24 protein-coding genes and 2 pseudogenes are annotated in these 24,566 nt (G+C 69.9%); 18 read left to right on the top strand and 8 right to left on the bottom strand.

Features of this window, described 5'->3' with window-relative positions; all coding sequences use genetic code 11:
- Positions 1 to 478: 478 nt before the first annotated feature.
- Positions 479 to 1,021 carry a DUF3887 domain-containing protein gene (locus ACWGH1_RS04995; protein ID WP_453357204.1) on the top strand — a complete coding sequence of 181 codons (543 nt, stop codon included), beginning with the start codon at positions 479 to 481 and terminating at the stop codon, positions 1,019 to 1,021.
- Here ACWGH1_RS04995 and ACWGH1_RS04990 read toward each other — a convergent pair.
- The 3 genes and pseudogenes from ACWGH1_RS04990 to ACWGH1_RS04980 form a co-directional block, all read right to left on the bottom strand.
- Positions 1,016 to 1,222 (bottom strand): hypothetical protein, encoded by a 207-nt coding sequence (locus tag ACWGH1_RS04990; RefSeq protein ID WP_453357205.1) that lies wholly within the window; start codon positions 1,220 to 1,222, stop codon positions 1,016 to 1,018. The two genes, ACWGH1_RS04995 and ACWGH1_RS04990, sit on opposite strands and share 6 nt — an antisense overlap.
- Before the next feature lie 401 nt (positions 1,223 to 1,623).
- Complete coding sequence (locus ACWGH1_RS04985; protein ID WP_453354957.1) at positions 1,624 to 2,346, bottom strand: alpha/beta hydrolase; 723 nt, start codon at positions 2,344 to 2,346, stop codon at positions 1,624 to 1,626.
- Positions 2,347 to 2,739: 393 nt separating this feature from the next.
- Positions 2,740 to 2,895 (bottom strand): annotated as a pseudogene (locus ACWGH1_RS04980) (SDR family NAD(P)-dependent oxidoreductase); the annotation flags it as partial.
- A gap of 223 nt (positions 2,896 to 3,118) precedes the next feature.
- Here ACWGH1_RS04980 and ACWGH1_RS04975 point away from each other — a divergent pair.
- On the top strand, positions 3,119 to 4,282 hold the full coding sequence (locus ACWGH1_RS04975; RefSeq protein WP_453354958.1) for a pentapeptide repeat-containing protein: 1,164 nt from the start codon (positions 3,119 to 3,121) through the stop codon (positions 4,280 to 4,282).
- Between the two features lie 1,367 nt (positions 4,283 to 5,649).
- Here ACWGH1_RS04975 and ACWGH1_RS04970 read toward each other — a convergent pair.
- A complete protein-coding gene (locus tag ACWGH1_RS04970) occupies positions 5,650 to 7,062 on the bottom strand; it encodes an oxygenase MpaB family protein (protein WP_453354960.1) in 1,413 nt (470 codons plus the stop codon).
- A 482-nt stretch (positions 7,063 to 7,544) separates the two neighbouring features.
- On the opposite strand from ACWGH1_RS04970, the gene ACWGH1_RS04965 reads away from it, so the two are divergent.
- Complete coding sequence (locus ACWGH1_RS04965) at positions 7,545 to 8,930, top strand: S53 family peptidase (RefSeq protein WP_453408431.1); 1,386 nt, start codon at positions 7,545 to 7,547, stop codon at positions 8,928 to 8,930.
- 972 nt (positions 8,931 to 9,902) lie between these two features.
- Here ACWGH1_RS04965 and ACWGH1_RS04960 read toward each other — a convergent pair.
- Positions 9,903 to 10,667 carry a hypothetical protein gene (locus ACWGH1_RS04960; RefSeq protein ID WP_453356485.1) on the bottom strand — a complete coding sequence of 255 codons (765 nt, stop codon included), beginning with the start codon at positions 10,665 to 10,667 and terminating at the stop codon, positions 9,903 to 9,905.
- Between the two features lie 692 nt (positions 10,668 to 11,359).
- Here ACWGH1_RS04960 and ACWGH1_RS04955 point away from each other — a divergent pair.
- Positions 11,360 to 11,965: an RDD family protein gene (locus ACWGH1_RS04955; RefSeq protein WP_453356486.1), complete on the top strand. Its 606-nt coding sequence runs from the start codon at positions 11,360 to 11,362 to the stop codon at positions 11,963 to 11,965.
- Positions 11,966 to 12,269: 304 nt separating this feature from the next.
- Here ACWGH1_RS04955 and ACWGH1_RS04950 read toward each other — a convergent pair whose 3' ends face one another.
- Entirely contained in the window at positions 12,270 to 13,436 is a 1,167-nt protein-coding gene (locus ACWGH1_RS04950) for a hypothetical protein (protein ID WP_453408430.1), read from the bottom strand.
- A gap of 403 nt (positions 13,437 to 13,839) precedes the next feature.
- Here ACWGH1_RS04950 and ACWGH1_RS04945 point away from each other — a divergent pair, with 403 nt between their 5' ends.
- Positions 13,840 to 14,007 (top strand): hypothetical protein, encoded by a 168-nt coding sequence (locus ACWGH1_RS04945; protein WP_453353806.1) that lies wholly within the window; start codon positions 13,840 to 13,842, stop codon positions 14,005 to 14,007.
- 136 nt (positions 14,008 to 14,143) lie between these two features.
- Here ACWGH1_RS04945 and ACWGH1_RS04940 read toward each other — a convergent pair whose 3' ends face one another.
- Both ACWGH1_RS04940 and ACWGH1_RS04935 read right to left on the bottom strand, forming a co-directional pair.
- The gene (locus ACWGH1_RS04940) at positions 14,144 to 14,491 is read right to left on the bottom strand and encodes a nuclear transport factor 2 family protein (protein WP_453353807.1); all 348 of its coding nucleotides are present in this window, start codon (positions 14,489 to 14,491) and stop codon (positions 14,144 to 14,146) included.
- On the bottom strand, positions 14,488 to 15,117 hold the full coding sequence (locus ACWGH1_RS04935; protein ID WP_453353808.1) for a TetR/AcrR family transcriptional regulator: 630 nt from the start codon (positions 15,115 to 15,117) through the stop codon (positions 14,488 to 14,490). The genes ACWGH1_RS04940 and ACWGH1_RS04935 overlap by 4 nt, the downstream gene beginning before the upstream one ends.
- 340 nt (positions 15,118 to 15,457) lie before the next feature.
- Here ACWGH1_RS04935 and ACWGH1_RS04930 point away from each other — a divergent pair.
- From ACWGH1_RS04930 to rpsR, 13 genes and pseudogenes are all read left to right on the top strand, one after another.
- A pseudogene (locus tag ACWGH1_RS04930) lies at positions 15,458 to 15,717 on the top strand (IS5 family transposase); the annotation flags it as partial.
- Positions 15,708 to 16,040 carry a hypothetical protein gene (locus ACWGH1_RS04925; protein WP_453408429.1) on the top strand — a complete coding sequence of 111 codons (333 nt, stop codon included), beginning with the start codon at positions 15,708 to 15,710 and terminating at the stop codon, positions 16,038 to 16,040. The pseudogene ACWGH1_RS04930 and the gene ACWGH1_RS04925, both read left to right, overlap by 10 nt.
- A 385-nt stretch (positions 16,041 to 16,425) precedes the next feature.
- Complete coding sequence (locus ACWGH1_RS04920; protein WP_453353810.1) at positions 16,426 to 16,890, top strand: hypothetical protein; 465 nt, start codon at positions 16,426 to 16,428, stop codon at positions 16,888 to 16,890.
- Positions 16,891 to 17,613: 723 nt separating this feature from the next.
- Complete coding sequence (locus ACWGH1_RS04915) at positions 17,614 to 17,793, top strand: hypothetical protein (protein ID WP_453353811.1); 180 nt, start codon at positions 17,614 to 17,616, stop codon at positions 17,791 to 17,793.
- Between the two features lie 49 nt (positions 17,794 to 17,842).
- Positions 17,843 to 18,079: a 50S ribosomal protein L28 gene (gene rpmB, locus ACWGH1_RS04910; protein ID WP_453353812.1), complete on the top strand. Its 237-nt coding sequence runs from the start codon at positions 17,843 to 17,845 to the stop codon at positions 18,077 to 18,079.
- Positions 18,079 to 18,384 (top strand): 30S ribosomal protein S14, encoded by a 306-nt coding sequence (rpsN, locus tag ACWGH1_RS04905; protein ID WP_453353813.1) that lies wholly within the window; start codon positions 18,079 to 18,081, stop codon positions 18,382 to 18,384. The genes rpmB and rpsN overlap by 1 nt, the downstream gene beginning before the upstream one ends.
- A 693-nt stretch (positions 18,385 to 19,077) precedes the next feature.
- Positions 19,078 to 19,254 carry a hypothetical protein gene (locus ACWGH1_RS04900; protein WP_453408453.1) on the top strand — a complete coding sequence of 59 codons (177 nt, stop codon included), beginning with the start codon at positions 19,078 to 19,080 and terminating at the stop codon, positions 19,252 to 19,254.
- Positions 19,251 to 19,439 carry a hypothetical protein gene (locus ACWGH1_RS04895; protein WP_453408428.1) on the top strand — a complete coding sequence of 63 codons (189 nt, stop codon included), beginning with the start codon at positions 19,251 to 19,253 and terminating at the stop codon, positions 19,437 to 19,439. The genes ACWGH1_RS04900 and ACWGH1_RS04895 overlap by 4 nt, the downstream gene beginning before the upstream one ends.
- 886 nt (positions 19,440 to 20,325) lie before the next feature.
- Positions 20,326 to 22,353 (top strand): HelD family protein, encoded by a 2,028-nt coding sequence (locus ACWGH1_RS04890; RefSeq protein WP_453353814.1) that lies wholly within the window; start codon positions 20,326 to 20,328, stop codon positions 22,351 to 22,353.
- A gap of 360 nt (positions 22,354 to 22,713) precedes the next feature.
- Positions 22,714 to 22,878, top strand: coding sequence for a 50S ribosomal protein L33 (gene rpmG, locus ACWGH1_RS04885; protein WP_453353815.1), 165 nt, complete (start codon positions 22,714 to 22,716; stop codon positions 22,876 to 22,878).
- A gap of 24 nt (positions 22,879 to 22,902) precedes the next feature.
- Positions 22,903 to 23,151: a type B 50S ribosomal protein L31 gene (locus ACWGH1_RS04880; protein WP_030843780.1), complete on the top strand. Its 249-nt coding sequence runs from the start codon at positions 22,903 to 22,905 to the stop codon at positions 23,149 to 23,151.
- A 26-nt stretch (positions 23,152 to 23,177) separates the two neighbouring features.
- Positions 23,178 to 24,290 carry a CobW family GTP-binding protein gene (locus ACWGH1_RS04875; RefSeq protein ID WP_453408452.1) on the top strand — a complete coding sequence of 371 codons (1,113 nt, stop codon included), beginning with the start codon at positions 23,178 to 23,180 and terminating at the stop codon, positions 24,288 to 24,290.
- 30 nt (positions 24,291 to 24,320) lie between these two features.
- Complete coding sequence (gene rpsR / locus ACWGH1_RS04870) at positions 24,321 to 24,557, top strand: 30S ribosomal protein S18 (RefSeq protein WP_453352700.1); 237 nt, start codon at positions 24,321 to 24,323, stop codon at positions 24,555 to 24,557.
- Positions 24,558 to 24,566 lie beyond the last annotated feature (9 nt).

Genomic DNA, 24,566 nt, shown 5'->3' with positions numbered 1-24,566 from the left:
GGCGACGCCCGGCTTGATGCCCGAGTTGATCGCCTGGCGTTGCGGGACTTCGCCCCCGACCGGCAGCAGGACGGCTGCCGCCCCGGCGGGTACTGATCCAAGTGTCCGGCAGCCCCTCCAGGTCGGCAACCACGGCGCCGCGGCGGCCCTGGTCGGCAACGGCTGCGACGACGCCCGGCGCCGAGCGAAGCCCTCCCGGCGGAGTGTCCTACTGATCGGCGCAGCGGGCGCGCCGGCCGCGGGGCGAGGGCCCGGGCGGGCGGAACGCGCTCGCGCAGACCGTCGCCCCCGACATCGCAGGCGGCCCTCGATCCTGGTCTGCCGAGCAGCCACGACCGCCCTACGTGGGACGCTCGGCTACGCCCTCCCTTCCAACAGGCCGACACGGCGAGCGGATCGGCGCCCCCGTCCACGCCGACAGCTCCTGCACGCCGTCCGGCGAAGGGCCGGCATGCGGGGGGAGGGCGCGTGGAGCACGATGGACATGTCGGACTACCGAGCTGGAGAAGTCGTGGTGCTGATGCCCGGCAAGGACTCAACGCTCAGCAGCAAACGTCATCTGGCCCAGGCTGTGGTACCGCTCGTACTGGCCGCCTGCGTGCTGTTGCCGGCCGGCGCTTTCCCGCCCGCTGCGGCACTCACCCCCGCCGCATCGACGGTCGCGGGCACGGTCGCCGCGCCCCTGCCGGCTCAGACACGGTACGACCGGATCGCCCTTCAAACACTCGATGCCATCGCGAACGGCAGGTTCACCGCGGCCACGGCCCACTTCGATCCGACCGTGCGCAAGCTGCTGCCGCCGGCCGCCCTCGCGCAGGCCTGGCAGGCCTACCAGACCGCGTTCGGACGCTACCGCTCGCACGGCGATCCCAAAGACGTCGCGTCCGGCGGGTTCACCGTGGTCCAGGTGCCGTTGAGCATGGAACACCGGGCCGGCGAGTTCCGGGTGAACTTCCACGAGGACGGAACCATCGCCGGTCTGTGGTTCCTCAAGACGGGAGTGCCGGCTTCAGTCTCATAGGGGCGCGCAGCCACCGCGTACCGAATCCGGCCGGTGCTCGACCTCGAACGGCTCGTCGCCGTACGACGTCCCACCGCAAGTCCCGTGCGCCGTCGGCGAGTGGGTGACCACGATGCAAGTCTCCTTCGGCCGGATCCGGTGGATGTCCGCCCAGGGCTGCACGGCCAGCTCCAGCAGGTCCTCGCCATCGTTGCCGACCACCAACCGCGGACCGTCCCCGGCGGCCCCGGTCCGTGAGCGAGCCGCCCGTCCGCTGCGGCCGACGGGTCAGTGGTGGACGGCTCCGAGCCGGCCATCCACAGGCCAACAGAACCGGTCAGCCTGGTGGTTCGGCATTCGAGGCACTGCCGCGGTAGCGTCCTCCCGCGTCGCCAACCAGTACGAGGAAGTCCGGGACATGGCGACGCCGTCGAGGTGCACCGTGCTGGACAGAAGGAACGGCTGGGCGAAGGCTGGCGTCGCGGACGTTCGTCTCATCACCCCGTCCCTTGGGCAGTAGAAGGCCACCGCTCATCGAGGAGGGTCGGAACCCGCCCTCGATGAGCGGTGGCCTGGCCTGGTCGGCATCGCCTACCGTCTGCTGCCGGCCTGACGGACCGGTGTCACTTCAGGTGCCGGCCGAAGAACCGTTCCCCGTCCTCCACCTCGAACCACGGGGTACCGACGTGTCCGCCCATGTTGGCGTGCAGCGTCTTCTCCTTGCTGCCGAAGGCGTCGAACAGGTCCAGGGCCCGCTGCCGGGGGTTTCCCTCGTCGTCCCACTGCAGCAGCAACAGCATTGGAATGGTGACCTGCCGGGCCTCCTCGCGCTGGGCACGGGGCACGAAACCCCCGGCGAAGAAACCGGCGGCCGCGATGCGCGGCTCGACCGCCGCGAGGCGGATGCCGACGGCGGTCCACCCCGAGTACCCGACCGGGCCGCCGATCTCGGGCAGTGCGAGCAAGGCGTCCAGGGTGGTCTGCCATTCCGGGACCGCCTTCTCGACCAGCGAGCCGACCAGGGACTCGAAGATCTCCTCGACCGGCTCGCCGGCCTGCATCGCCCGGCGGAGGTCGGCGCGAGACTGCTCGTCGGCGGCGGAACGGGGCCGGTCGCCGCAGCCGGCGGCGTCGATGGTGGCCACCGCGTAGCCGTGCGCCGCGGAGTGCCGGGCCCGGGCCACCAGCCGGGATTGCTTCCTGGGGAGGCCGTTGTTGTGGGCCATCAGGATCAGCGGGACCGGTGCGGCGGATTCGGGCGTCCACAGGGTGCCGGGGATCTCGCCAAGGGAGAATTCGCGCTCGAGGACGCCGTCGTCGAGGCGCTGTTCGGAAGTGAATTGCATGGTCGTGTCCTTCGGGAGTGCTCTTGAACGGCGCTCCCGGACGACCTATCGCCCGACCGTGACCCCGGAGGGGAGCACCCATGTCGTTACTGCATTCACGGGTACCACCTCCTCGTTCTCTCGCACGGCCTCCGGAAAGGTAGCAGTGAATCGCTGCGGTCCGCCAAAGTGTTTTTGCGGAGACTCCGTGGATCCGGTGCTACCGACACCGTCGGCTCCTCGGTAAAGCACGGCTCGGGCGAGGGTGACCGGCGCCGGAGGCGCCCGGGGCGTGTGGGTTCGTCATGCCGGTGAGCATCCACCGGGCCCCTCAGCGTGCGGTCACCGCCGACTCACCGCCCCTCGCCACCACCGACGCTCACGAGGGCGCGACACGCGTGCCGGCGCTTTCTCCTCGATCCGGGCCACCGTTTCCCGGGCGGCTTCCTCGTCGCCCCCGTAGTGCACGGCGACCAGTGCGCCCTCGGCCGCGGGCCGCAGCGCGACCGCCCGGCCGATCCCCCGGGACCCGCCCGTCACCAGCGCCGTCTTGCCCGTCAGCGTGTGCAGGGTCCGCTCCTCGTTCCCTGGCAGGCGCGGGGCCGGCTATGGAGCAACCGTGCCGGGGGCGGCACACCGCCCGCTCACCGCCCGCTCACCGGCAGGCGGCTGAGCCGATGCGCTGGGTCCGGAGCAGAAACCGGTACAGGCGGTTGCCGCTTCGCGGGCTCCAAACGGGGGAGCGCGGTGTGGCGGTGGTGGCCGTTCCGCCGCGGCGTGTGCCAATGATCGGATGGCCGGGACCTCTATCTACACCCGATTCCGCAGGAACGCCCACCGGCGAGCTGCGCGGCGCCGCCTGAACAACCGGCGGCGGCGGGCCGTCGGCCCGGGATCCGGCGGCGGCCCGTCCCCCCGCCTATCCCTGCTGATCTTGAGCCTGCCGGGGCTGGCTGCCGTGGCCGCGCTGCTCTTCACCTGGCTCCAGGTGGGCCAGAACGGAAAGGAGCTGCGGATCGCCGAGGAGGGGCAGATCACCAACCGTTTCAACGCGGCCATCGCCAATCTGGGATCGGGCTCAGTGGATGTGCGACTGGGCGGGATCTACGCGCTGGAGCGGATCATGAACGACTCTCCGCGCGACCAGGCCACCGTCGTCTCGGTGCTCTCCGCGTACGTCCGCCGACACGCCCCGGTGCCCACGTCCGTACCGATGGCCGACATCAGCGCGGCCATGAACGTGCTGGTACGGCGCCGCCCAGACAAGGACAACGGGCTTGAAGTGAATCTGGCTCGCACCGATCTGCGGAGCTGGCGCCCCGCACACCCTTACGAAAATCAGGCCATCCAGCTGCGGGGAACGATTTTAACAGGCGCAAACCTGAGCGACACGGAATTAAATGGCGCAGATCTCGCCGAAGCCAGCCTGGATGAGGCGAACCTCAGCCGGGCGAGCCTTTCCGAGGCGAACCTCTCGGCTGCGGTTCTCCAGAATGCACAGTTGCGCGACACGGGGCTTTCTGGCGCTGACCTCACCGGCGCGTACTTCTGTGCCCTGGCTGTGGAATGCGCGGACATGACGGGGACGAACTTTGCCGGGGCGGACCTGACCCGCGCCTTCCTTACGGGCGCGGACCTCAGGAAGGCAACTCTCTGCGGGGAGCTGTTTCTGGCTCCCGTCGGCAGCACCGAGGAGCCGAAAGCCGTAACCACATGTGCCGCTCTACGGGAAGCCAACCTCATTGGCGCCAACCTGTCCGGAGTGGATCTGGCCGGTGTCGACCTGTCCGGGGCGGATCTCACCAACGCCGACCTCACCCACGCCGAGCTCACGAGGGCCAACCTCTCCAAAGCCGATCTCACAGGTGCGAATGTCACAGGCGCCGACCTCTCGGGCGTCAAACTCGGCGGCGCCAAACTCAAGGGAGTGCGAGGCCTCCCAGACTCCCTGCGCTAGCAGTGGTCGTCGGAGTGGCGCGCCCGACGCCGGAGCAACGCGCGAGTGACGGGCGCTCGACAGGAATGGGCGGTCTCGACTTACCTTTGACGGCTTCCGCCCGAAGCGCGCCCCGGCTACAGCGGAGCCGCAGCGACAGCGGGCAATGCCCGGCAGTCGGGGGAACGCCGAGCGCGCCTGATTTCCATCACCAGCAGGCCCTGTTTAGGGTGCCTATTCCCGGCCATCGCGTCCTGAGGGGCTGCTGTGACACAGATCCGGATTGCCACGTTCAACCTGGAAAACTTCGACGAGACCGCCCCTGGCGCGCGTCCTTCTCTGGCTGAACGCGCCGACGCGCGGATCATCGTCGCCGGCGACTTCAACGCCGAGCCCGAAGAAGTTCCGGTCCTGGCCATCTGCGGCAACATCGAGGACACCAACAACGGCGCCCTCGCCACCCGGGTCCTGGTTCCCATCGAGCACACCATCCCCAGCGACGCCCGCTACAACCCTCTTCCACCACGGCCGCGGGCAGATGATCGACCACATGCTCGTCACCCGCAACCTCCTCGCCCAATTCCCCGAATCCGACCACGCTCCCGTCGTCGCCATATTCGACTTCGACTGACCGGGAACCCGCTGGGCCCGTCGAGGGAGCCACGACACGGGTGTCGAGCAGCACCGCCGTCTCCGGCTCGCAGCATTTGCCTCCGCGGCCGGTGATTTTCGTACAGGCCCAGCAGAATGCCGGGCTCCAAACCCCGCACACCTACAACCCACCCTGTCATCTCGGCGACAGCGACAGACCGTAAATGGCGGCTTCCATATATCGCCGAGGTAATCGTCAGATGCGTCCAGGCGCTGTTTGCCGGACCCGATGGAAAGCAGTGAGAGACATGTGGCGGATTCCACTTCGCAGGTGCGTGACGGCACTCGCCGGCTGCCTCATCGCGGGCAGCGTTCTTCTCCCGTCGTCAGCTGAAGCTGCCGCGCTGGTAACCACGAGATGGTCCTGCAACGGAGGGCCGGTCTTCACCGTCACCACCACCCCCCAGGCCACCGCCCTACTCAAGCAGATCTACCCGCAGTACGGCTGTCACCAGGTGGCATAACCCGCGCCATACCGGGCCGCGCACCGCGACCGGCCGCACTCCGGGCCCGGTGGCCGTCGCGGCCGGCCCGTCCTGGAGGGGCGGGCCGGTGTCACGAGGCGAAGGTCCCTCGGAGGCCGGGAGCGGGTAGCGGGTAGCGGGTAGCGGCGGGAGGACGGACCGGGGCCCCGGACGGTGGAGCGTTCACCTTGTGCGGCAGATCGCGCCGGCCGTTGGCGCCGGCCCGGCTCGCCGCCTGCCGGCCTGTGCTCTCCCTGCGCTGCTTGGCCGCCCTCAGGGGCGGCCCAGCAGCGCCACGCCCGCGGCGGTGTCCGCACGAGCGGTGAAGAAGTCGGTGAAGGCGGCGACGAATTCCTCCTCGCTGATCCGGCCGTCGCCATCTGCGTCCAGCTGCCGGAAGGCATCGTTCAGCTCGGCGGGGTGGACGCGCGGGCCCCCGAACAGGACGCGGTACTCGTCCGCGCACAGGTGTCCGCTGCCGTCGGTGTCCGCGGTCCGGAACAGGACGCGCACCGCCGGCTTGAGGCCCTGGTCGAGGTAGTCCGGATCCCCGTCGATGCCCTTGAGCATCGCGGAAACGAACTCGGCACAGTCCACCGCCCCGTCGCCGTCCGCGTCCATGCCCGCGCGCAGTTGCTCCCACCAGGACTCGAAGGCGGCGTAGAGCCGGTCCTCGCGCTCGACCGGAAGCTCCAGCTGCCAGCACACGTTGTGGACCATCGCCTGGAGGTCGGCGGAGTCCACCTTCCCGTCACCGGTCTGGTCGAGCACCTGCCGGAAGAACGCCTCCAGCCGCGCCGGGCGGGAGTCGCCGCCACGGGGCCGGGGCAGCCGCGGAGCCGCCGTGGGCCGCCGGGGAGCGGGCTGCTGACCGCCGTCCTCGTCGGAGTGGCCGCGATAGCGCAGGCGGTCGGGCAGGCGGGTCATGACCTGGCGCATGCCGCGGTGCAGCGTCCAGGACAGCGCGGCGGCCCTGCGGGTCCGGGGTGTGCCGAACCGCTCGTGCCAGGCCGGCGGCAGGTCCGCGATGGTCAGGCTGGTCAGCAGGCTCGCGACGACGGCGCGCAGCAGCGGCCAGGCCGGCCGCAGCAGTCCGAGTCGGCGGGGTGCGGGAGCCTCGCGCAGCATGTCGAAGAGGAGGTAGCGGACCTGGTCCCCGAGCTCGAGGACCTCGCGGACGGTGCGGTCGACGTAGGCGGGTACGTCGGCTGCGGTAGCCGGGAGGAACTCGCCGGAAATGCCGAGGGCCTCGCAGACCTCCTTGAACTCGCCGTACAGTGCGTCGAGTTCGGACGGTGCGAGCGGATCGCCGGACAGCTCGCGCATGGCGGTCATGGCCTCGTACAGCGTCAGCATCACCCACGCGCGCACCTCCGGGTCCTCGGCGCTGTACGGGCGGCCGGCGTCGTCGGTGCCGCGGATCCGGCGGTGCGCGCGCTCCAGCCGGGCGATCTCGCGCTGCCTCTCCTGGGGTCCGGCGAAGAACAACCGGCTGCCGCTGTCCATGGTGTGCTCGATCCGCCGCCACGGGTGGGCCCGGTAGGTGGAGTAGCGGGCCGTGCCGGCCGCCACGACCGGGTGCGCCGTCTGCAGGACGAGCAGCCGCCAGGCAACAAGCCCGATGCGCCATTCCCCGAGGGTCTGACGCAGCAGGCTGTCGGTCGCGGGCAGAGAGGTGGGCGTCACACGGTGCTCCTGGGGTGGGGGGACTTGGGCCAACAGGAGTACAACGCCGCACGCGCAGGGAGGATGCGGCGAGCGGCCAGGGCACCGGGTGGCGTCCCGGCGGGGACAACGCGAGGTCCCAGGCGCGGCACTGCCGCCCTCCGCCGCCCCCGGCATGACACGGGGGTGTCACCACCCGGGCGCGTCGGAGCCCGCCGGCCGGCGCAGCCGAGGTGTCCGCGGCTCAGTCCCTTCCAGGCTTGGCCGTCTTCCGCTCCCGCCGCCACGAGCACGCGGCCAACGGTCCGGCGGGCCGGACCCCCATGCGCCCGTCGCAGATCCGCCGCCGAACTCCGCCCATGATTGGGTCAGGAAGCGTCAAAAGATGGGGAGTCAGGCAAAGCGTTCGACATCAAGCGACAAAGATCCTTGTCCAGTGCATGACCTCCCGATGGGATCGCGGAAGCCGTTACGTGCGGCTCCACCCCACACAAGGAGCACTCATGCGCATACCCCGCCCCAAGCTCCGCGCCACGGTCGCCACGGCAGGGGCCACCGCCCTCGCCGCCGCCGCCCTGGTCACCACGCCTCTGAGCGGGGCCGCCTCGGTTGCCCCCGCCGCCGGCGGGCAGGTCAAGCCCGTTCCGGTGGTGGCCGGACACCAGTTGATCCGTGCCGTCGGCAGCCCGCTGTCCACGGAACAGTGCCAGGCGAAGTGGAAGATCGCCTGCTACGGACCGCTGCAGTACCGCCAGGCGTACCACTTGGACCCGCTCTACCAGGCCGGCATCACCGGCAAGGGCCGGACCATCGTGATCGTGGACTCGTTCGGCTCGCCGACGATCCAGCACGACCTCGACGTGTACAGCAAGCAGTTCGGCATGCCGAGCAGCAAGGTCCAGGTGGTCAAGTGGGGCAACGTCCCGGCCTGGGACCCGAAGAACGCCGACATGACGGGCTGGGCCGGTGAGTCCACGCTCGACGTCGAGATGGCCCACGCCATGGCGCCGGACGCCAAGATCGTGCTGGTGGAGACGGCGGTCGCGGAAACCGAGGGCGTGACCGGCTTCCCCGAGATGATGTCGGCCGAGAAGTCCCTGATCGACCGGGGCATCGGCGACGTCATCACCCAGAGCTTCGGCGCGACCGAGAACACCTTCCCGGGCTTCGACAAGGGTGACCTCTCAAGCCTGAAAAACCTGCGGTACGCCTTCAAGGCTGCGGCGGCCCACGATGTGACCGTCCTCGCCTCCTCCGGTGACGGTGGCGCCACGGACAACACCGCGGACGGCAGCGGTTACTACAAGGAGCGCGTCAACTCCTGGCCCTCGTCCGACCCGCTCGTCACCTCGATCGGCGGCACCCAGCTGCACCTCGACGACAAGGGCAACCGCCTCAGCCCCGAGAGCGTCTACAACGACAACGGAGCGGGGGGCGGCGGCCAGTCGCACGTCTTCGCGCGGCCCACGTTCCAAAACGGCGTCCGCGGGATCGTCGGCAACCGGCGCGGCACCCCGGACATCTCGATGGCCGCCGCCGTCAACGGCGGGGCGTGGGTGTATTCCAGCTACGACCCGACCGCGGTCGGCTGGGACGTGTCCGGCGGCACCAGCGAGGCCGCGCCGCTGTTCTCCGGCATCGTCGCCCTCGCCGACCAGGCCGCCGGTCGCCGGATCGGCAACCTCAACGAGGCCCTGTACGCGCTGTACAAGGACGAGGGCTACAAGCCGTCGAGCGGACTCGTGGACGTCAACGACGGCACGGACAACAGCTATGCGGGGGTCACCGGCTACACCGCGGTCAACGGATATGACATGGCGACCGGTCTCGGAACCATCGACGCGGCGCGCTTCGTCCCGGCCCTGGCGCGGGTGAGCCGCCGCTACTGATCACCGGGCCGCTCCCGACCGCCGCGCACGGCGCCTCCCGGTTCTCCGGGGGCGCCGTGCGCATGTCCGGCGCGGACGGGCCTCCTCCGGTGGAGCCCCCCGCCACGCCGGTCGTGCTGAGCGCGCGGCGGAGAGGCCCGGACGGGAGTCGCCCGTGTCCCGCGTCGGGTGCCCCGCCCGTCGGACCTCCCTTCCAAGGACCGAGAGATCACGCCGCTGCTCCCCGTCCGGCGGATGGCCGCGCGGCTACCACTCCAGGACTGATCCGCCCCACCGCAGCGGCAGGACCCGGCCCGACGGCCGCGGGTCAAGGGGATCGAACCGCGTACGAACAGACTCGACGGGACCACCACGTCATGCCCGCAGCGCTGCCCCTGCACGGCCACCTGGTGCATCTGGAGCCGATGTCCCGCGCCCATGCTCCCGGTCTGCTCCGCGCGGCGACCGAGGACCGCAGCGCCTATGCCCACACCTACGTCCCCGCGGACGCGGCCGCGATCGACCGGTACATCGAACGCGCCGAACTCGACGCCCGCTCCCACCTCGCCGTCAGCTACACCATCACCCGCAACCGGGACGGGGCCATCGTCGGGCACCAGCCGCCTGCGGGACTTGGAGTACTGGCACGCCGGGGTATGGCCGCCGCGCCCCGGCCACGTCAGCCCCGACGCGATACCCGACGCCCCTCGCCTTCTACCAGTGGGGCGTCCACCGCATCTCACTGCACACCGACGTCTGCAACACCCGCGCCTGGGAGCGATCCACGAAGGCATTCCGCCGGGCCCACTTCCTCGCCGCCGACGGCAGCGTGCGCGACTCCGCCCTCTACTCCATCACCCGCACCGCCAGGGGGCCAGCCAGGTGGAGCCGATCTGGCCGACCGCAGGCACCCATCCCCCTCGGCCAGGGCCACTCTCCTGGGCTTGGTGTTCACGAGTGACCTTCGAGGTCAACCACATGACCGGCCCCCGGTCAGCGGGCCAGGTGCAGCCGGGTATGGAAGTACCCCGCCGACTCCTTCCCTGCCGGGTCCTCGCCGAGGGCGGTGACGGTGGCCACCGCGCGCTCCTGCTCCCGGGGATCCGTGAACCGTCGCTGCGGCTGGGTGGTGCCGGCCCGCTCGACGGTGAGACCGTACGACCGCAGGCAGCCGGAGATCGCCCCGTAGTCGTGGGTGCGCAGGACGAAGGCGGCCACCGGCACGGGGTGACCGATGGCGGTGAAGAGCCGGACAAAGGTGCGCTCGGTGAGGAAGCTGGTGCCGCCGGTGATGGTGATCAGGCCCGTCCCGGCGAGCGAGCCGCCGAGCCGCTCCCCCGGCTCGGTGCGCTCCAGGTCCACGCAGTGCCCCTCGTCGAGCAGCCCGACGGCCACCGCATAGTCCAGGGCGGGCCTTGACACGTCGATGCCGATGGCCCGCACGGCGTCGGGGCGACGGCGGGCTGCATAGAAGGCACGGTCACGGGCGCTGAGTTCCGCGGTGGTGAGTTCGGCCACCCCGTCCGAGGTGTAGTGCGCGAAGAGTTCGCCGAGGGTGATGTCGTGGTTGAGGAGGGCGGCGTTGATCCCGTAGGAGCAGCACACGTCGAGGACCGTACGCCGCCCCGGCCCGAGTTCGGCGGCGAGCGCGCGGAAGACCGGCTGGGCATGGCCGGGGGTCTGGTACTCGTACGGCCCGAGGGCGGCGAAGTAGCCGCGCGGGTCGGGCAGGGCGTAGACACCGTCGAAGCTGGTCATGCCGGATGGGGTCATCAGGTGCGCCTCCAGGGTGAATCGGCCGGAGCGGGGCGGGGACACGGGAGTCCAGTGGTACGCCAGTCGTACCCGGCCACGCGTCGACACCGAAAGACCGCGGATCCGGCCACCGCCGGGCACGGGGGACGCCGACCCGGCACGTCAGCCGGGGGACATCAGCTGGCGCCCCATCAGGTGAGCGCGCCGCCTCCGGCTGCTCGGGGCGTCACCGGACCGCTTCGCACAGGCCCTGACGCCGGAACGTCAGAAAAGCCCCGCCCGATTCGCTGCGCTGCGCTGTCCTGCGAGCTCCGTGCGGCGCACCAGCAGACCGGCCTCGTCCGCGCAGGCACCAGTCGCGGCCGGAAACAGCTCCGCCCCGCTACGTCGGCACGTCGGCGCTGTCCTGTCTCACGGAACGCCGCGCTGCGGGCGCTCACGGCCGAACCTGTCCGGGCCGTGTACGAGGTGCCGGCGGGTGGTAGTGACACGCTCTGGACGAGACTCCGGCCGCGCGGAGAGGCCGCCCCGCTCGGTGCTGTGGCGGCGTGGATCCGGGACCCGGGAAGTCGCGCCCTGCGGGCGGGTCGTGGCAGTCGGGAGCTCGGCCAGACCGCGGAAGACGATCCGAGCCGTCCGTGTGTCAATAGGATGATCGATGCGCAATGCAGACGATTCTCCGCCAGGAAGGCACCATGTCGATCCCGCCTCAGCATCCGCAGCACCAGCAGTTCCCCGCAGGGCCTCCCCAGCCCGCCGCCCCACCACAGTTCCAGCAGTCCGACGGCCAGGGCTACGGCCCCGCGTACGGGCAGGGGCACGGATACGGGTATACGGCGCCGCCTGGTTGGACGCCCGCCGGCCCCGGCTACGGAGCTCCGGCCGGCCTGGCGAACATCGGTGCCCGGCTCGGCGCGCGGTTGCTGGACGTGATCTTCTGGTACATCGGGTACTTCCTCTCGGCCATTCCCATGATGATCTGGATCGACGCCGGCGGTGGCGCCCCCGCCAGGGCCCTGCTCATCACCTGGCTCGTCGCGTCCTTCGTGCTGTACTTCGCGGTGTCCATAGGGAAGTTCGGTTCGACGCTGGGCAAGCGCATCTGCGGGATCCGGATCGTGCGCCGGGAGACGGGCGCCCCCATGGGGTTCTGGCGCGCCGCCGGACGTGAGGCGTTCTGGCTGCTGGCAGCCGTCGTGCCCGTCCTCGGTCTGCTCAACCCGCTGTGGTGCTGTTGGGACAAGCCGTACCAGCAGTGCCTGCACGACAAGGTCGCCGACAGCATGGCCGTCACCCGCTGAGCGCCGGAGGGACCTGGGGCGCCCGGGCGTACCAAAGCCTGGACTCGGGCCGCCAGAGGACCTTCTGCTCTTGGTCGCCGGAGTGCACGCTGACCTGCAGCCCGCACCTCGCCACCCCCGGGGTCACCAGCATGCTGCGCGACACCGCCACCACACCCACCACACGCCGCCGGTGAACGCGCCGAATGCGCCCGGCGATTCGTCTGATGGGCCCGCGAGCCGTACGGCGGCGGGCGGGAATCGTGGGGCACCCCCTGGGGTGGCACGCCACATAGTCCTGGGCCGCCGCGCGGTGTGCCCGTGGTCAGCCGCCACCTGGACGGCCTGCCCGCAACGCCCGGGCCCGGGGTTGGAAGATGCCGGCCCGCATGTGCTGCGTGAGGTTGTCCAGGACCTCGCGCAGCCATGGGTTGCGGACGCTCGGCAGCCGAACGAGGGTGTGCTGGAACACTCCGGAGTCGGCGCGGAACAGGTGCCGGGGGTGCGGCGCGGGCGGGTCGAAATCATCACGGAGGACACCGTCCGGCAGGCCGCCCGACGCGGGGACGGGAAGGTCCGGCTCAGGGAAGGCCAGCCACAGCCACACCCCGAACGGCAACGGCACCGGGTACGCCGCCGGGTCGGCCGGGGCCCACGCCTCCCCCGTCTGCGGATGGGCCGGCACGAGGAGGATGTCGGCGTCCCGGTCCGGAGCAGGCCGACCAGGTCCGGCCAGAACGGCTCGTCGTGCCTGGGGACCAACTGGCAGCATGGCGTCCAGCGCGCGTTGGAACACCTGCCCGAGCAAGCCGTCCGGGACGATCACCGGCCGGCCCTCCGAGGCGGCGAGCAGGTGCGCGAGCGCATGGCCGGCCGCCGCCTCCCACTGGGGGCTCCACGACCACCAGTGGTTCGACCAGTGGCCCGCCCCCATCCGCGACCCCCACGTGGCGATCGGTTCGAACGGGGGCGTGCCCGTCCCTTGCGCCATCAGCTCCGCCCAGGAAAGCGGTACGACGTCGGCGCCGTCGACGGGAAGGCGGCGCACGGCGTTCGGCGCGAGCCACATCGCCTGCCAGAGCGAGCAGTCGTCGATCCGGCTCGCCACGGGCAGGGCACACGCCATACAGACCACGTTGGGGCCGTCGGCCCCGTCGAGGCCGCAACAGTAGCCAGTTCCCCGGCTCTCCGGTACCGGCACGGTGCCGCAGGCGTCGCCTGGCGCGATGACGATCGCGCCAGGCACGCCGTCGGACAGGGCATAAACCGGCGCGTAGACACCGCGGGCGACCGCCTCGTCCGGATGGATCTCTTCCCACGCCCGCCACGGCGGCCCCCAGGGCTCCGCATCCACGGCGAACGTGCCCGACTCCATGAGCACAGGGAGTTGAATCCCGTTCCCGTATTTCTGATGGACGTGGACCGGCAGGGCGACCTGGGACAGCGGAGTGGTCAGCTCAGCGCCGCACCCGGCACACACGAAAACGAACAAATGCCCTCCGCCCGGGAAACAGAGGCATCATCGCAGCTCACCGGCGGCCGGCCAATCGGTTTCGGGCGGGGGGCTTGGCTGAGCCAGAACCTGCGATCGGGGAGCAGCTGACACCCCTTTGCGCAGCGTCCGCGGTTGTGCGTGACTCGGCATCCGGAGTCGGATGGCCGGCTCGGCGCCACCCGGATCCGCCGCACCCCCTCCGCTGAGCTGTCCGGCAGCGGCGACTCATAGCGCTACGTCCGGCGAAGCTCAACCGTCCTCTGCGCCTCGGGGGCCGTTGGGCCGGTACGGTCCGACCCCTGACGTCGTATCCCTGCAACAAGAGGGCAGCGCAGCCGGCCGGCACCGGAGGCGCAGGGAGAAACAGCACTGAACGGTTCGGGAACTCCCGCCGTCATGGATGGCCGTCGCCTCCGACGAATCGCTCGGAGAGTCGACAAGGACGTTCACCGACCTGCGTCCTGGCGCGGCCGTCCTCGACCGGTTGTCCTTCGACGGCGCCCGCATCGAGACCGGAACGGAGTCCCACCACCCGCTCCGACAAGCCAAGCAGCAGCCGACGAAGTAGCCGTCACAGGCGGATGGATCCGTGCGAGGGCAATTGCGGCCCCGGGGTCGCGTTCCCTGGGCGCACTGCGGTCCCCCGGAGTTGGACCGTGCGGTACCGACGCGCATCGCCGGGTACCGCACGCACGCGGTTGTCGTCAGGCGGGAAGGAAGAATCCGGTCACGTCGGCGAGGAGGCCGTCCCGGTGTACCGCGCTGCTCACGCCCGTCATGAAGGTCTCGCCGTCCGGGCCGATCTGGGTCCAGCGGGCCAGTGACCGGTCGTGGTGGTCGAGGACCTCGTCGATGCGGAAGCGGTGTCCGGGAAACGCCCCGGCGAAGCCGCCCATGTACGCGTCCAGTCCGGCCAGGCCGCCGACCTCGGTCCCCGGGTCCCGGTAGGTGACGTCGTCGACCGCGACCGTGCCGAGCGCCGCGAGCCGTATCGCGGGGTCGGCCGACCAGCACGCGGCGTAGTCGTCCCAGAGCTGCTGTTGGTCACTCATCGCTGTTCCTCTTCGTTGGCTTGCTTGGATGTCTCGGTCTGCCTGGCACCGATCGACGCCAGGGCTCCGTCGGTGATGGTGTGCAGTTTGGCGGCGCCCGTACCGGACCGGACGAGCACCAACAGCCCCTGGTACAGCGCCAGGAGCTGGGCGGCCGACTCCTCTACGTCGAGTTCCGCGGGCAGGAGGCGCTGGGCGCGGGCGCGCGTCAACGCGTCCGCGAAGCCGGACTCGATCGTCTCCAGCCCCCGGCGCACACCCGGCGTCGCCTGCGGAACGGTGAACGACTCCACCGCAGTGTTGGTGAGCAGGCACCCGGGATCGGGTTCGGAGCCGGTGCCGGTGTCGAACGCCGATGTGAAGAACGAGCGGATCCCGGCCACGGGGTCGTCGGCGTCCCGTAGGTGGATCTGGACCCTGCCCTCCACCACCCGCTCGTTGTAGGCGTCCAGGGCCGCGCTGAACAGACCTTCCTTGCTGTGGAAGGTCCGGTACAGGCTGCCCGGGTGCATTCCGGTTGCCTCTTCGAGGTCGCGCACCGAGGCGCCGAGGTATCCACGACGACGGAACAGACGCATGGCCGAGGCCAGCACCTCGTCCTGGTCCCATACCTGTTTGCGGCCCATCAGCGCTCCTCGTAGTTGAACGATCGCTCACAAAGTAGCATACGTCGATCTTGAAGACCGGCTGCTGCTGCCCCGGCCGCTTCCGTACAGCCGGTCCGCCACCGGCCCCGAGCGCCTGGGCGTATTCGGTACGTGGCGGTACGCCGGAAGCCGGTAGTTGACCGAGCCGGTGCCGGCCACTTGGCGCTTCGAGCGCCGTGGCACGGCCCTGGACTACTTCGACCGGCCGCCGAGCATGACCTGCACGACATCATGGACGCGATCTTGTATGTGGTCCGGACGCGGCGCTCGGCCTCCTTCTCGCTGCGCTGGTCACCGCAGCGAGCGTGCAGGACTCCATCGCCGACACCTCGTCGAGCATGCCGCCACCCTCGGCCTCGACATGAAGATCACAGACCGCAAACCCGGAACCAAGGGTTTCACTCCGATACCGAAGCGGTGGCCGTCGAGCGGACCGGCTGACTCATGCTCCGCCGCCGCCCGGCCCGCGACTACGCAACCCTGCCCACCCGCTCCGAAGTCCTGATTCACCTTGCGATGACCGACCTCATGGCCCGCCGCCTCACCAGCGAAAACACCATCTCCGCCGAATGGCGGTGATGGCTGACCGTTTCTTCGGGCGAAATCGCCCAACCAGCGAGTCAGCCGACGGTGTGTGGGAGCGAAACAGTATCCGGGTACTTGCCGTCCACGACTCGGCCGGTCACATCATCTCACTCGTCGCTTCGCCGGAAGACGCACCGACCGTGAGTATCGAACTTCGGGCGGGAGAATACATGCATGCGGTCGACGTCTCTGAATTGTCACTCGACATGGAAGAGTCCCGGATCTACGAGCGACTGGCCGAGGTTGCCGAGAACTTCCGAGTCGATGCACCCGAGGCCGCCATCCCCAAGGCGCAACTCATCCCCCGGGACAGCTAACAGCTACTCCGCGAGCCCGCACAGCCCATGATGCTGCGCCGCTCCGGGCTGACGCCCCCACGTGGACCTCGCTCACGGCACCTGTCACCACATCGAGGGTCGAAGCTCGGACCTGGCTCTTGAGTGGTTCCACTCCTCATCATGCCGTTTTGCTCGCAGCGGGTACCCGGCCGCAGATCGTTGACCGGTCCACATTGGAGTGTTTTCATCATTGAAAGCTGCGCGGAACGAAGTCTCCTGACTTGCGATCAGGATCCAGGAGTGCTGGTCTTGAACTGGCGGCGGCAACCGGCGATGGCAATGGCAAAGACCCTCAGTAGAGGTGGCTGGACGCGTCGTGTGACCACTAGACCCCCAGTGCTGCCACCCTACAGGGAGGTACACGATGACACACGTCTCTTCTCCCGGCAGTCCACTGCGCCGGATTATGGCCTTGTTCGTGACGGCCGCCTTGACGCTTTCCCTCTCGGCCACGGTCACGCTCGTCTCGGCGAAGCACGCGTCCGCCTTGTGCGTGACAAATGCCTTCTCGGGAAGATGGCGTTCATCCGATGGCAGGCTGAGCCGTATCGACGTGTGGCCCGGAGAGAACTGCCAGCTTTACGCGAAAGCCTGGTCCCGCTGCCAGGACAACGCCTCGCTCGACTGTAGTTGGGATAGGAGGGGGATGGAGCTGCAAGGTACCCCGGACAGGAACTTCCGGTTCGTCAGTTACAAGTGGAACAACGCGAACGAGGTGGTGCAGCTGCACCTGAAGGACAGTTCCCATTTGGCGGCGTGGGACCACACGGATTACAACTCCGGTCGGACGGACAGCTTCTGGGTGCAAATGGTCAAAAAAGACCGCTGAACGTGCCTGTCCGCCGAACAGGGCTACAGCAGGGCCCCGGAACGTGATCGTGCCGGGGCCCTCAACCATGTGCCCCGATCCGAGGCGCCGTCGCGGCCTGAGGCCCCTCGTGCGCGGCACACCGCCCATCCGTTCACGCCGCGGACGCCGTCGGTAGGCCGGCCGGTTGCACGCGCGCGAGGGCTACCACTACCCCCACCTGCGGAAATGGTTAGGTCAGCGCGGTAATCGGGCACCTCTTCGCCCGCAAGGGAATCGTTTCCTCCGAGTGGCTGGGTGCCACCGCTGGACGACAGGACGTGCCATGGCCTGACTCGCCCTGTTCACCATCATGCTGCTCTGCGCCGACTGGGCGACGCCATCACCTCGAAGCCGCCGGACGTGGCCCGGATCGCGCCGCCCTGCTGGTGTACTCGCACTGATGCGGGCCGGGTCACTCGCCATCGGCCCGGACTCCCCGCACACCGCCCCGTCGGCATGCACCGCCGCGGGCCACGACTGCGAATTCGCCATCGCGGTCGCCTTCTCGGGCGTCGCCGGTCCCCTCATCGAGGTCCCCGCACTGATCGGCCTCTGCTACGTCGTCCTCGCCGCCTGCCAGCACTTCCCCACCATCGCCGCACCGGCGGCTGCCTGGCTCACCGACTGCACCGCGCGACGGATGGAGGTCCGCTCAGCCGGTTCCGCGCCGCCGACAGCGTCGGCCCAGCGGCCGCGGCAGCGATGGCCGAGGTCGCCATCGACATCTCCACCCAGGCCCCGAAGATCCTGACCGCCGATGCCGTGCAGTCCTCTCACGTCGCCGTCACGACGGGATGCGGGGACGCCCGTCCGGGCTTTCCCGGCAAGCGCTACCTCGACCGGACGCTCGCCGACCGCTGCCGAGGCGCTAGTATATGGTAATGATTACCATTACCAATAAGTGGTGGCTGAAGAGAGGCAGGAACCATCCATGTCCGCCCACTGCCAACTGACCGGCGCGAAGCCCGGGTTCGGCAACTTCATCTCGCACTCCCACCGGCGCACTTCACGCCGCTTCGACCCGAACATCCAGAGCAAGCGCTACTGGTTGCCCAGCGAGGGTCGCCATGTCCGCCTGACCCTGAGCGCCAGGGCGATCAAGACTGTGGACTCGATCGGCATCGAAGCGGCCGTGGCCAGGATCCGGGCGCGCGGGGGGAAGGCCTGATGGCGAAGAAGAGCAAGATCGCGCAGAACGAGAAGCGGAAGGCGACCGTAGAGCGGTATGCCGCCCGGCGAGCCGAACTGAAGGCGATCACCAGCCGCCCGTCGTCCACCGACACCGAACGGCGAGCCGCTCTGGCCGAATTGCGGAAGCAGCCGCGCGACGCGAGTGCCACCCGGGTACGCAACCGTGACAGCGTGGACGGTCGACCGCGCGGCTACCTGCGGAAGTTCGGACTCTCCCGGATCCGCGCCCGCCGTCAGGCACATGCCGGGTTCCTGCCGGGAGTGACCAAGTCCTCCTGGTGACCCGAGCCAGGTCAGGTCGCAGCTGCGACAAGCACCCCACCGCAGGAGCTGGTGGGGTGCTCGGGGCAGAGAGGGGGTAGCGCCGAGGTAAGCCCAAAAGCCGCCAGTTCTCGCCGGCAGCCGGGAGTGCGTTGACGGGGTTCTCGTACGCGCGGCGGGCCTTGCGCTAGTCCGCGTGACCTTGCCCGGCATGTCGAGGGCGACCGCCAGTTCCGGGCCGGGGCGCCCGGATCGACGGCCGTGTACTCGGGCAGAAGGTTCGCGACGGCGGTACGGATTGCGCCGCGGCGGACATCATGGCCGCGAGCGAGAGCGGCGATGGAGCGGCCTTCGTCCGCGGTGCGCACGTCGACGGCCTTCGTGGCTGGGACGGCGGGGAGGCGCCCGCCCTCACTGCCCTTCGCCTCGGCGGCCGACGGACAAGGCGGTTGGTGCTCGGCCTGCTCTCGGATCTGCCCCGCAAGAACTGCTGGACCATCGCCGAGTGGGCCGGGGGGGCCGCCCCGGACGGCATGCAACATCTGTTGAACCGGGCCGAGTGGACGCCGACGCCGTCCGCGGCGACCTGCGCGACTACGTGGCCGAGCACCTGCACGACGACCAGGCCGTACTCGTAGCCGACGAGACCGGCGACGTGAAGAAGGCAGCCATACGGTTGGCGTCCAGTGCCAGTACACCGGCACAGCAGGGAGAATCGAAAACTCCCAAGTCGCCGTCTACCTGGTGTACGCAGGCCGGCGCGGACATACCGCAGTGGACCGGGAGCTCTACCTCCGCGCTCGTGGACCGACCGGCCTGACCGCTGCCAGGCGGCCGGGCTCCCCCCGGACACCGCGTTCGCGACCAAACCCGAACTGGCGGCTCGCATGATCACCCGATTCCTGGATGCCGGCCACCACGCCTCCTGGGTCGCCGGCTACGAGGTCTACGGCGGCAACCCGGAACTGCGCGCCGCCCTGGAGGCACGCGGTACCGGCGAACTCGCTTACTTCCACTGCTACTCGCCCAAACCAGTGCCACTGGCGACCTTGGTCCGGGTCGCTGGATCGAGGTAGGCGAGCGGAGGAGACGTTCGCGATGCTCGCCCGTGCCTTCCTCGCCGTCGTCCGTGCGGACGAACACACCCGCCAGCCCGCCCGGGACGAGCTGATTCCGCTCACCTGCAACGAGCCCGCCCGTTTGTTCATCACCCTCGTTGCCCAGCGCGTCCACGACACGGCCAGCCGCAGCCCCAACACGATCACGATCTACCGCTGGAGTATCGTATCCAGGCGTTCCGACAATGCAGCGAGGTGCCGTAGCCGACCTCGTGCGCCCGCCGGGGATTACGGGACAGCCCTTGGCTGTCAGCAAACCGTGTCATCAGCCGTCATCGGATCCGATTGGATCGGCGCCGCCGCCGGGCGCCGGAAAGCCCGGGTTCATTGAACGCCGCTGCGCCTGTCGGCCTTCATTCCTCTGACGACATCAAAAGAACGAAGGCCGAAGATCGGCGGATCCAGGTTGGGCGGCCCGGGCCGGATGGTCCGGGCACGGACGGGCCTGCCGCCGGGCGTCGTGGCGGCGGACGGTCTGCGCTCGTCTCCCCGGTTGGGTCGCCAGCCGAAGCGACCAGATGCTCCCTGGCAATGAGCTCGATGCCACCGATCGCCTCGCCGGATCTTCCCCCCCCCCCTTCCCGAGCACGGCAAAACGTCGCCGGCATCTCGCAATAAGGCAGGTGACCGTCGGGAGCACGCGATATACGGAACGGGCAGAATGCATGATGCACCATACGGTCAGCCGTCGTGGATTCAGTCGCAGGGCCACAGCTTGACCAAGTAAGTCAAGACTTACCTTTAGGGAGGTATGACCGTATGGTGTGGCTCCAATCGAAGGAGCCCCCTGTTGTCGAAAACGAATGATCCCGCTGTGCGCGCAGTTGAATCGGAGCGGGATTATGTGTCCTCCTTGTATGAGTTGCTTACCGAGCGGATTTCCGAGGCGCGAGTACACCGGGCGAGTGTGCTGAAGGCCCCGGCGGAAAGCACCGGTGAGGCATACGAAAGAGAAATCGCCGCCGAGCGTCTGGCCAAGGAAATCGGCCGGCTGGAGGGCGCCGAGAAGGGGCTGGTATTCGGGCGCATCGACTGGACGGATGGCACGGCCCTGCGCATCGGGCGGATCGGACTGCACAGGGAGGAGGATGACCTGCCGCTGCTCGTGGACTGGCGCGCGAACGCGGCGCGGCCCTTCTACGAGGCGACACCGGTCCGCCCGATGGGCCTGCGGCGGCGCCGGCACCTGCGCCTCGAGCAGCGCACGGTCGTCTCGGTGAGCGACGAACTGCTGGACGGGACCGCCCCGACCGACGAGGACGTCTTGGGGGACGGCCCGTTGACCGAGGCTCTGTCGGCACGGCGTACGGGCAGGATGCATGCGGCCGTCGCGACGCTGCAGGCCGAGCAGGACGATGTCGTCCGCTCCGCCCACCGCGGGGTGACCGTCGTGCAGGGCGGGCCCGGCACCGGCAAGACGGTGGTCGCCCTGCACCGGGCGGCCTATGTCCTGTACGCGTTCCCGCGCGCCGCGGAAGAGGGTGTCCTGGTGGTGGGCCCGAACGCCCGGTTCCTCGACTACATCTCCCAGGTCCTCCCCTCGCTCGGGGAGAACGACGTCGTTCTGGCGACCTGCCGGGAACTGGCCGGGGTGTCCACGGACACGGCGGACCCGTTCGATACGGCGCGTCTCAAGGGCAGCTCCGACCTCGCCGACGCCTTGGCCGGCCTGCTGCGCGTGCACCAAGCCCCCGCCGGTGACTTCACCGTACGGGTCGGACAGGAACTGGTGCACCTGTCCGGCGAGGAAGTCGCCACGGCACGCGACGCCGCCGTGGCAGCCGCACCGGGGCACAACCCCGCGCGCCAGGTGTTCAGGGAGCTCTTGGTCGACGCCGTCACCGACGCGATGCAACGAGACATGGGCGACCTCCTGGAGCAGATCGACGCCGATGCCGAGAGGATGACGGGCCTGAACCTCGATCGGTTCACGGGAGCCGCCCAGCGCCGTGCCGAAGGTGCGGCCGACTCGGGTCCGGTCCACGAGCTGGACCTGGACGCCATCCGAGCCGATCTCCTCGACGACGCCGGCGTCGACCGAGCGGTCGAGGTGTTGTGGCCGCGGCTGGTACCCGGTGACCTCGTGCAGGCGCTCCTGACGAACGCCGGCGCTCTCGCCGAGCGCCTGCCCCGCCTGACCGCGCAGGAGCGGTCCCTTCTGCTGCGCGGTCCGGACGACCCGTGGACCGATGCCGATGTGCCGTTGCTGGACGAGGCGGCGAGCCTGGTCGACGGCCCCCCCGAGCGGACGTACGGGCACGTCGTCGTGGACGAGGCGCAGGAACTGACCGCCATGCAGTGGCGGATGATCGTCCGCCGCTGCCCGGCAAGGGCGATGACGCTGGTGGGTGACTTCGCCCAGGCAGGCCCGGTCGCGACGGCACGCGACTGGAAGGAAGCACTGCGCCCCCACGTCGGACCGCGGTTCAAACTGCACAACCTGACCGTCAGCTACCGCACCACGCGGGAGATCCTGGAGAGCGTCCGGGACCTGCTCACGCGGATCGCGCCGGACCAGAAGCCCACACGGTCACTGCGGAGCGGTGAGAGCCCTCGCACCGTGACCACACCTCCGGACGGGTTGGTCGCCACCGTCGTTCAGGAACTCCGCGCCCAGGGCACCGCGCACCCGGGTGAGCTTCTGGGAGTGATCTGCGCGGACACCAGGGTGAGCGAGCTGACGGCCCAGGGCATCGCCCACCACGCACGCATCGTGCCGGCGTCCGAAGCACGCGGCCTGGAATTCGACGGCGTCGTCGTCATGAACCCCGAGGAAATCAGCACGGCCCGCCCCGGTGGGGAAAGGGACTTGTACGTGGCCCTGACCCGGGCCACCAAGCGCCTGTGCACCATCACCGTCGAGCCCGCCTGACGACTCGGCGCACGGGCTGCTCGCCGCCCCACCGCTCGTGGCCGCACCCGAGGATCGAGCCGGAAATAAGGCTGAACGGCGACCACGTCCCGGAGACCGAGGAGTACGGGATCTCCTCGCTCGCGTTCCGCTCGGACCTGCCGTTTCACGCGCGGTGGCCCGCTTCGAGCCGTCGGGCGCCCGTGGACCGGACACCGCACCGGGCCGGGAGCTCGTGTTCATCCGGGATCGAAGCCGCCTGCGAGCACGAAACCGCCCCTCGAGCGGCCTGGAACTCCGGGCCGGACGGCGGTCGCAGCCACGGCACCGTCCGGCGCGGGCATCTATTGAAAACGATTCCCATTGTCGTATACTCGGGCCATGGCACGCAACGAAGTACGCCCGGTCATCAAGCTCCGCTCCACCGCCGGCACCGGCTACACGTACGTCACCGGCAAGAACCGGCGTAACGACCCGGACCGCCTGGTGCTGCGCAAGTACGACCCGGCCGCCCGCCGGCACGTCGACTTCCGCGAAGAGCGCTGACCCCTCCCCAGAGAGAGCAACCCCATGAAGCCTGGGATCCACCCCGCCTACGGGCCCGTCGTCTTCCGCGACAAGGCCGCCGACTTCGCCTTCCTCACCCGCTCGACTGCCACCAGTGACAAGACGGTCGAGTGGGAAGACGGCAACACCTACCCCGTCATCGACGTGGAGATCTCCTCGCAGAGCCACCCCTTCTACACCGGCACCGCCCGCGTCCTGGACACCGCCGGCCGCGTCGAGCGCTTCGAACGCCGCTACGGAGGGCGCAAGTGACCCTCCCCGTCGTGCTCGTCGCCGGCATGCACGCCGACGCGCGCAAGGAGACCGTCGAGCACCTGCTGCGCAGCGTGCCGGGCAGCATCGCCCTGCACCACGATCTGTCCTCGGCATCCGACGGCAATGTCCTCCGAACGCTCCGCGATTGCGGGGGCGCTATCTCCGCCGACCAGACCCCGCTGGTCAACGACTGCGCCTGCTGCGCGCTGCGCGAAGACCTCGTCCCGGCACTGAAGCGGCTGGCCGCCGGCGGGCCGACCAGCCTGGCCGTGGTGGAACTCTGGGACTCCGTCGAGCCGAGGGCGATGGCAGAGGTGATCGTCGCGCACGGCGGCGGCGTACTGGAACTCACCAACGTGATCACCGCCGTCGACCCCGCGCTCGTCCTGCCCTGCCTCGGCAACGGCGACGACCTCGCCGAGGCCGGACTCGCCGCTGCGGCCACCGACCGGCGGACCGTCGGGGACACCTGGGCCCGTCAGCTCGAATACGCGCCGGTCCTCGCGATCGCCGACAGCGGGGAGGCCGACGACGAGGACCGCGTCCTGCTCGCCCAGCTGCACCCGACGGCCCGCCGGGTGCCCACCGGCTCCAGCGAACTCACCCGGCTCGCCTTCGCCGGCTTCGACGTGGAGAGCGCAGCCGCCGCCCAGCACCCCGCCTGTGCGCTCCTCCCCCAGGACGCCGACGAGGCCGGAGTCGCCACGTTCGTCTGGCAGCGCCGCCGGCCGTTCCACCCCGAGCGGCTCTACCAGGCCCTGGAGGACCTGACCTGCGCCGCGGCCCGCAGCCGCGGCCGGTTCTGGCTCGCCGACCGCCCCGACACCCTCCTCGCCTGGGACGCGGCCGGTGGCGCGCTGTGCGTCGAGAACGCCGGTCCTTGGCTGGCCTCGCTCCCCGATGCCGCCTGGGAACTGGTCCCGGCCATGCGTCGGGCCGCGGCCGCCCTCGACTGGGATCCCGAGCACGGCGACTGCTGCCAGCACCTGGTCTTCACCTCTCCGGGCCTCGACCGGGACGGGATCGAACAGCTCCTGGACTCCTGCCTCCTGACCGAAGCCGAGTACACGGCCGGGCGAGAGGCGTGGAAGCAACTCCCCGCCGCCTTCGCTCCGCTGCTCGACTCCGTTTCCTGACCCCCCGTACCTCTACCCCCGAGGACTCCCATGGCCCGCCGCCAGTCCCCCAGCAAGCCGCTCAAGTCCCGCCCCAACCCCTTGGATGCGGCAGGAATCACCTACATCGACTACAAGGACACCGACCTGCTCCGCAAGTTCATCTCCGACCGCGGCAAGATCCGCAGCCGCCGGGTCACCCGCGTCACCGCCCAGCAGCAGCGGCGACTCGCCCTGGCCGTCAAGAACGCCCGCGAGACGGCCCTGCTCCCGTACGCCGGCCGGTAGCGGCCGTGC

This window comes from Streptomyces sp. NPDC054883, assembly GCF_053610645.1.
Note: the sequence above shows the minus strand (reverse complement) of the source record. Positions and strands in the feature narration are given on the sequence as shown.

Bases quoted from the DNA above. Each gene is read 5' to 3' on its own strand.
- ACWGH1_RS04945 (WP_453353806.1), top strand. From the start codon at position 13,840: ATGGCCGTCGCCTCCGACGAATCGCTCGGAGAGTCGACAAGGACGTTC.
- ACWGH1_RS04925 (WP_453408429.1), top strand. From the start codon at position 15,708: ATGGCGGTGATGGCTGACCGTTTCTTCGGGCGAAATCGCCCAACCAGC.
- ACWGH1_RS04895 (WP_453408428.1), top strand. From the start codon at position 19,251: ATGATCACCCGATTCCTGGATGCCGGCCACCACGCCTCCTGGGTCGCC.
- rpmB (WP_453353812.1), top strand. From the start codon at position 17,843: ATGTCCGCCCACTGCCAACTGACCGGCGCGAAGCCCGGGTTCGGCAAC.
- ACWGH1_RS04940 (WP_453353807.1), bottom strand. From the start codon at position 14,491: ATGAGTGACCAACAGCAGCTCTGGGACGACTACGCCGCGTGCTGGTCG.
- ACWGH1_RS04920 (WP_453353810.1), top strand. From the start codon at position 16,426: ATGACACACGTCTCTTCTCCCGGCAGTCCACTGCGCCGGATTATGGCC.
- rpsN (WP_453353813.1), top strand. From the start codon at position 18,079: ATGGCGAAGAAGAGCAAGATCGCGCAGAACGAGAAGCGGAAGGCGACC.
- ACWGH1_RS04995 (WP_453357204.1), top strand. From the start codon at position 479: ATGGACATGTCGGACTACCGAGCTGGAGAAGTCGTGGTGCTGATGCCC.
- rpsR (WP_453352700.1), top strand. From the start codon at position 24,321: ATGGCCCGCCGCCAGTCCCCCAGCAAGCCGCTCAAGTCCCGCCCCAAC.
- rpmG (WP_453353815.1), top strand. From the start codon at position 22,714: ATGGCACGCAACGAAGTACGCCCGGTCATCAAGCTCCGCTCCACCGCC.
- ACWGH1_RS04935 (WP_453353808.1), bottom strand. From the start codon at position 15,117: ATGGGCCGCAAACAGGTATGGGACCAGGACGAGGTGCTGGCCTCGGCC.
- ACWGH1_RS04955 (WP_453356486.1), top strand. From the start codon at position 11,360: ATGTCGATCCCGCCTCAGCATCCGCAGCACCAGCAGTTCCCCGCAGGG.
- ACWGH1_RS04880 (WP_030843780.1), top strand. From the start codon at position 22,903: ATGAAGCCTGGGATCCACCCCGCCTACGGGCCCGTCGTCTTCCGCGAC.
- ACWGH1_RS04960 (WP_453356485.1), bottom strand. From the start codon at position 10,667: ATGACCAGCTTCGACGGTGTCTACGCCCTGCCCGACCCGCGCGGCTAC.
- ACWGH1_RS04985 (WP_453354957.1), bottom strand. From the start codon at position 2,346: ATGCAATTCACTTCCGAACAGCGCCTCGACGACGGCGTCCTCGAGCGC.
- ACWGH1_RS04975 (WP_453354958.1), top strand. From the start codon at position 3,119: ATGGCCGGGACCTCTATCTACACCCGATTCCGCAGGAACGCCCACCGG.
- ACWGH1_RS04915 (WP_453353811.1), top strand. From the start codon at position 17,614: ATGGCCGAGGTCGCCATCGACATCTCCACCCAGGCCCCGAAGATCCTG.
- ACWGH1_RS04875 (WP_453408452.1), top strand. From the start codon at position 23,178: ATGCACGCCGACGCGCGCAAGGAGACCGTCGAGCACCTGCTGCGCAGC.
- ACWGH1_RS04965 (WP_453408431.1), top strand. From the start codon at position 7,545: ATGCGCATACCCCGCCCCAAGCTCCGCGCCACGGTCGCCACGGCAGGG.